Below are 6,188 nucleotides of genomic sequence, written 5' to 3' on the forward strand. Positions count from 1 at the left end.
TTAGCCAACGGATTTCAGGCGCGGAACACTAGGAGCAAGCGCGATGAACCACGAGGACCTGAGGGAGCGCGCTCGCCCGGTGATGGTAGAGCTCGGGCATACGACCGACGAGAACGTCCATCTCTCCGTTCCGGACGGTGACGCGCTCGTGCTGATCGACAAGGTCCCGTCAACGCGTCCGTGCAGACGGCGGCACACGTGGGGGAACGGGCCCCGATGGTGCTGACCGCATCGGGGTGGGCGTTCATTTCCCGTTTTCCCGAGGCGGAGCGGGCTGTGCGTATCCCTGACTGTCTTGCGCTCGCTAACGGCACGCATCTCACCCGAGATGAGGTTCTGTCCGAATTAGCCGGGGTCGCGTCACGCGGCTATGACGTCAACCCCGGGCGCTGGCGGCCGGACGTGTCCGCGATCGGCGCGGCGATCTGCGACCGGCAGGGGCGGCCAGTCGCCTCCCTGTCGATCTCGATGCCTGGCTACAGGCTCACCGAGGATCTCCGGGAACCGTACGGAACGCTGGTGGTCGACGCGACGAAGCGGATCTCGGCCGAGTTCGAACGCCACTGACGGCCGCGTCACCGGGCTGATAAGAAGATGCAAGCCTTGAGGTTCTCCTCGGTCGCGCTCGGCGTAGCACCTTCTGTTGCTCCGCCACGGCCACGCCCTGGTGGATCGGGAGTTACATCTACCGGAGTCCTGGACCACCGACCGCAACCGCTGCCGGGCCGCCGTGATCCCCGACGAGGTCGAGTTCGCGACCAAGCCGCGGCTGGTGATGGCCATGCCATGCCTGCGGGTATGGCTCGAGCAAAACGGCGCTGACGGGGAGGCGGCGGCGCCCTCGGTTGCGTTGTTAGGCGACGGCGCCGATCGGCTACGAGCGGTCGATCCGAACTACGGATGCGGTATCGGCGACCGTCTTGCAGCCAGCCGCCGATACCTCTCACATCAGGCCGGTGACGTGGCGGCCTGGCCGAGGTGGCGGTTGAAGAACCGGGTCGCGCTGTCGACCTCGAACCTGGGCACCTGGAAATGCCCGCCCGCGTTGGCGTGCAACGTCTTTTCCTTCGAGGCGAAGGCGTCGAACAACGCCAGACCGGAGTCGCGGTCGACCATTTCGTCGTCCCACTGGAGCAAGAATTCGATCGGGACCGTGATCTGCGCCGCCGTCTCGGTCAGGGACTCGTGTCCGAGACAGCCGAAGACCGCCGCGGTGATCCTGGGTTCGACTGCGGTCAGCGGAACCCCGATCCCGGTGCCCTGCATGATGCCCCAGAAGCCGACCGGCCCCTCGGCGCCGATCTGCGGCAGTTCCTGCAGGGCGTCCAGGGTCGCTTGCCATTCCGGTACGGCGCGTTCGGTCAGGTACGTGTGCAAATCGGCAATGATTGAGCCGATCGGCCCGCCTGCCGACTGAGCCTGCCGGAGGACGGCGATGCGCTGCTCGTACTCTGCCGTTCGGGGTCGGTCGCCGTGTCCAGGTGCGTCGATGGCGGCGACGGCGAAGCCGCAGGTGGTCACGAAGTGATGGGCCCGGCCCACAACTCCCGGTGCTCTCTTGTCTTGGCCGCCGCTGTGTGCCATCAGCACCAGACGCGCGTGATCGGAGCCGGATGCGGGCGAGAAAAGTACGCCGGGAACGTCACCCACCGTGAAGTCGCGTTCGACAACACCGTTCGACGATGTCTCCGCAGTGAAATGCACAGAATGCATAGGTTGTTGCCTTTCGGGATTGCCTTGTTCGCGGCGCTCCCGGCGACACCTATGTCAATCGCCCGACCGTGAAGTAGATGGGGAGCACCCAATCGGTACAGCGTTAATGGGTCTCACCTCCTCATGTGATGTCACGGACTCTCGCAGGCTACCCGCCCGCGCGTCAGCGCCGCAAATCCCTCATTCGTCGCCCGGGGCGTCGGGGCGCGTAGTGGCCGGTGGCCACCGCCGAGGTCGGGGCAGATGGAAGGCGTAGTGGCCATCGATGCCGATGTGGGTGCGGATGAACGCTCTCATTAGGGGGTAGCACCGGTCCCCAGGTGGCGCTGCAGGACGCGCGAAATGCGGCTATGAGCGGGTGCATGCCCGATCGCTCCGGGTAGTGGTGGATGGGTGTTTCGCTGAGCGATCGCATCCAGCAGCGGTCGCAGGACAGAGCAGAATGTGCACGGTGAGTCTGGACATGGATATCCTGCGGTGGCTTTCTCAACATCGGACACCGGCTTTAACAACGGTGGCGCGTTTGGCAATGGATGCCGGTATGAGCAACACTGTCATAGCTGCGGCCGGTGTGGTGGGCCGGGTCGTTGTGGTCACGAAACGCTGGTGGTGGCAAGGGATTACGATCGCTGTGTCGGTAGTAGCGGCGCAGTCGGCAGCCAGGGCTCTGAAGCATATGATTCAGCGGGAGCGCCCACCGGCAGATCTGTCGGTAGTTCAGGTCGGTGCGTTCTCGATACCGTCGACCGTGGCCGCGATGACGGCGGCCGCCGCGGCCGCCGCGGCCGCCGCCTATCTGACGCTGCCCTGGCCGACCGAGCGTCGGCGCTGGATCGCGGGCCTTATTGCCACGCTGGTCGTATCGATCGGCATCGCGATGGTCTACCTGGGAGCGCACTGGCCGACCGATGTGGTGGCTGGATGGGGTGTGGGGGTCGGAGTCGCCGGGGTTGTCATGAGCCTGGCACGAGTCGCCGTCAGGCGGCCGATTCGGCGATCGTCTTCCTGATTCGGGCCAAACTCGAGCGCGCAGCTCGGCAGGCACCCTGCGATCGACTGCGCTGTAATCGGCTACTTAGAGACTGGTGGTAGGGCTCGTTCCCGGCCAGGATCGGGTCCAGGTACCCGGTAGGAGGCTCCCTAATCGGCTGCCCCCGTCGGTATTTGGTGTGGCTCGCTAATGGCTTGCGTCCCATCGGGTGCCGTGCGGGCGTGGCTGGAAAGGGGTTTGCCCTGGCTCGAAGTAGCGGTGCCTTCCCGCACGGACACCCTTTCCGTTCGGACTCTGGAGGACGCCGGTGACGGTCATCATCTGGACCCGCACAAACACTCGGCCACCATCGAAATCATCGACCACGACGCGAAGATCCTGGCCACCGGCCGATACGGCACCGACAGCGCTGGTTATGGTGAACTGCTGACCGCAGCACACCGCTTCCCGAATCGAGTATGGGCCATCGAGGGCTGCAATGGCATCGGCCGGCACTTGGCGCACCGGCTGGTCCACGACGGGGAAACCGTCATCGATGTACCGGCGAAGCTGTCGGCGCAGGTGCGGGTGTTCGCCACCGGCAACGGCCGCAAAACCGATCCGGTCGACGCCCATTCGGTCGCCTCGGCCGCGCTGCGATCACCGAATCTGCGCCGGGTACAGGCGGATCCGGAACTGATCGCGCTCGGCCTGCTGGTCGACCGCCGCGATGAACTCGGCCGCGCCCGTACCGACACAATCAACCGGATCCACCGGTTGCTGCTCGAGCTGGTGCCCGGCGGAGACAGAGGTTCCTGTCCTCACGCCAGGCCCGTGCGCTGGTCGATGCCATCGAACCGGGTGATCCGGCGAGCAAGGTCCGTCTCCGCTTGGCGGTTGAGTTGATCGAGGAACTCGAGGTCATCGACCTGAAGACCAGGGCCGCCGACAAGGAGCTGCGTCAGCTGGTGCTCGACCGCGGATCCACCCTGATGGACCTGCACGGCATAGGTCCTTCCGGCGCCGCCAGGTTGCTCGCCGACACCGGCGAAGTCCACCGTTTCACGTCCCGGGATCGGTTCGCCTCGTGGAACGGCACCGCTCCGCTAGATGCTTCCTCCGGACAGCAGCAACGGCATCGGCTCTCCCGCGGCGGGAACCGCAAAATCAATCACGTTCTACACATCATGGCCGTGGTCCAACTCAGCAACCCGACCGCTGGCCGCGTCTACTACGACGGCAAGAAAGCCGCCGGAAAAACCTCGAGGGAGGCGATGCGGGCACTCGAGCGGTGCCTATCGAACGTCGTCTACAACCGGATGCTCGCTGACCAGTGTCTACGCAACGCGGCAAGCCCGGGAGGGCACTCGGGAACGACTACTAACTCCAGCGTGACCGGCTCGACCCCACACACCGATCCTTCGGACAAGCCACAACGCGGACCCACCAACAGCCAGCCTAACGACGAACTCCCACCGGCGTCTTGACTAAAGGGGAGCCAATACAGGATGCGCACGAGTGGTGGCAGCCGGACTCAAGCGAGGTCAGCATCGCGGACGGCCGGTAGCCGGTGGATCCGAGGGCGGCGAGTTCGGCGTCGGTGTCGACCTCCATGGCGCCGGAGACGCGCCCTCCCAACGGACCCACCTACCGATGACCTCACGGAGGAATACGAGCACCTCGAATATGGGATGACACCGGTCGTAAATCCTTAGCGCCGGAGCGGGTGCCGGACGATTGCCGGAGTCGGCCCAAACCGTTCCGCACCCACTTGCCACCTGTGGAAGGTCGCCGGAAGGTGACGTGACAATGCAGGCTATAGTCATCGCATCTTGCTTCGCTTCGAGGGAATCCTCCATGCTCAGAACGGCGGTCGAGGCTGTCCGATCGGTTGCTGCCATCGAGTGGGACGCTCTGGTGGCGCCGGGTGACCTCTTCTGCGGCCACGCCTGGCTGCGCCATCTCGACGAGGCCGTAGCCCCGCATTCGGCGGTGGTCGTCCGCCGAGCGGGGATACTCACCGCGGCGCTGCCGCTGTGGGACGCAGGCCACGATGACGGCACCCTGTTCCGGCTGCCGGAACTATTCCCACATGTTCCCGAAGTCGGCCAAGCCGATCTGCTGTGGGCGGGCGCACGACGCGCGGTCCGGAACGGTGTGCTCTCGGAAACCGGCCCGTCGCGCAGTGCCACACTGCGGCGCCTCCTCGCCGCCGCAGTGGACTATGCGCGCGAGCGCCGCCGGGACGGCGTGATAGTCCCTTATCTCCCGGTCGCGACAGCACGGGAACTGGCGGCAGCCCACCCTCGCGCCTCGCTACTGCTGCATTCGGCGGAGGCAACCGTCCATATTCCGCAGGATCCGACCCTCGATCCCCGGCCACCCATGAGCGGCCACAACCGTAAACGGCGGCTCCGGGAACTGCGCGATTTCGCCGCGACCGGGCATACGCTCGAATGGACCGGTCTCACCGCCGAGGTCGCCGACCGGGTGGCGCCGCTGATCGCGAACACCCGGGCCAAACACGGCAGCACCGGCGGGGTCGCCTGGATGTGCCGGGTATTCGACGCCCAACGTAGAGTCGGGCTCGACGCGGCCGCCGCGACGGTGCTGTGTCGGCGCGAGGGCACCCTGGTGGCCGCCGCCGTCTGCTATCGCCACGGCAACAGTCTGCACGGCCGCTACTTCGGCGCCGACGAATCGGCGGGCCGCGCGGGTGCGGCCTATTTCGTCACCACCTGCCACGCCCCCGTCGCCTACGCCCGGGCACACGGCCTGCATCGGGTCCACCTGTCGACGTCGGCGCTGGAGGCGAAGGTACGCCGGGGCGCCACCGTCGAACCGCTCGCGGCCGTCGTCCTCCTGGACCGGGACCGCCTGCACCCGCACACCGTCGAGGCGCACAACCGCAAATTCGCGGCCGGCTACCGCGACCGGTTCAGCGACTATGCCGCGCTCCTCGACTCCCGATGGCTCGGCTTCATCGACTGACCGGACAGGAGAACGATGCTGCACCTCGTCTACCGATTCGCCCCGACTCCCAAAGCCCGGGCCGACCTCGCCGCCTTCTGGCGCTGGATCGCCGATCGCCAGCTCTGGTTCTACGACGGGCTGGACATGGTCCTGGACACAACCTGGCACACCGTAACGATCGGCGAGCACGTGCACTGCCTCGAACACAAGGTCACCTTCGCCGACGAAGCGGCCTGGGGCCGCTACCGGCAGGAAGTGCACCGGCGTTCCACGGACCCGGAGTGCCCCACACCATCCAGCCTTGTCCGCCGCTCCTCATGGCGCAAACAGTGCGTCCGGTTCACCGGTGCCAGATCGATCCGCGCCGCCGGATGGTTGTTCCAGCCGTCCCGCCACTGACACAGCCATCTGCTGGTCAAGGCAACTTCGTTGTTTTCCGTGCGATTACTACCGGTACCCGACACCGAGCACTCGGCACCTGCAACGGATGACCGCACCCTGACCACTCAGGCCCCCTCACACTTGCCACGAT

At 66.1% G+C, this 6,188-nt stretch carries 6 protein-coding genes and 2 pseudogenes; 7 read left to right on the forward strand and 1 reads right to left on the reverse strand.

Annotated features, from left to right (window positions below; genetic code table 11):
• The first annotated feature begins 82 nt into the window (after positions 1-82).
• Positions 83-567, forward strand: a pseudogene (locus ON21_RS30955) (IclR family transcriptional regulator).
• An 88-nt stretch (positions 568-655) separates the two neighbouring features.
• Positions 656-784 (forward strand): annotated as a pseudogene (locus tag ON21_RS38870) (transposase); the annotation flags it as partial.
• A gap of 164 nt (positions 785-948) precedes the next feature.
• Here ON21_RS38870 and ON21_RS40860 read toward each other — a convergent pair.
• Positions 949-1,377 carry a hypothetical protein gene (locus ON21_RS40860; RefSeq protein WP_306307722.1) on the reverse strand — a complete coding sequence of 143 codons (429 nt, stop codon included), beginning with the start codon at positions 1,375-1,377 and terminating at the stop codon, positions 949-951.
• 787 nt (positions 1,378-2,164) lie between these two features.
• Between ON21_RS40860 and ON21_RS30965 the strand changes: the two genes are divergently transcribed.
• The 5 genes from ON21_RS30965 (at position 2,165) to ON21_RS30980 (ending at position 6,055) form a co-directional block, all read left to right on the forward strand.
• Complete coding sequence (locus tag ON21_RS30965; RefSeq protein WP_157171052.1) at positions 2,165-2,722, forward strand: phosphatase PAP2 family protein; 558 nt, start codon at positions 2,165-2,167, stop codon at positions 2,720-2,722.
• Between the two features lie 240 nt (positions 2,723-2,962).
• A complete protein-coding gene (locus ON21_RS39755; protein WP_218004169.1) occupies positions 2,963-3,589 on the forward strand; it encodes an IS110 family transposase in 627 nt (208 codons plus the stop codon).
• Positions 3,586-4,170: a transposase gene (locus tag ON21_RS39760; protein WP_218004170.1), complete on the forward strand. Its 585-nt coding sequence runs from the start codon at positions 3,586-3,588 to the stop codon at positions 4,168-4,170. The genes ON21_RS39755 and ON21_RS39760 overlap by 4 nt, the downstream gene beginning before the upstream one ends.
• A 370-nt stretch (positions 4,171-4,540) precedes the next feature.
• Positions 4,541-5,674 carry a peptidogalycan biosysnthesis protein gene (locus ON21_RS30975; protein WP_039803916.1) on the forward strand — a complete coding sequence of 378 codons (1,134 nt, stop codon included), beginning with the start codon at positions 4,541-4,543 and terminating at the stop codon, positions 5,672-5,674.
• 15 nt (positions 5,675-5,689) lie between these two features.
• Complete coding sequence (locus tag ON21_RS30980; RefSeq protein WP_051021518.1) at positions 5,690-6,055, forward strand: hypothetical protein; 366 nt, start codon at positions 5,690-5,692, stop codon at positions 6,053-6,055.
• Positions 6,056-6,188: the final 133 nt, after the last annotated feature.

Source organism: Nocardia araoensis NBRC 100135, from assembly GCF_000308435.1.
Lineage (GTDB): Bacteria > Actinomycetota > Actinomycetes > Mycobacteriales > Mycobacteriaceae > Nocardia > Nocardia araoensis.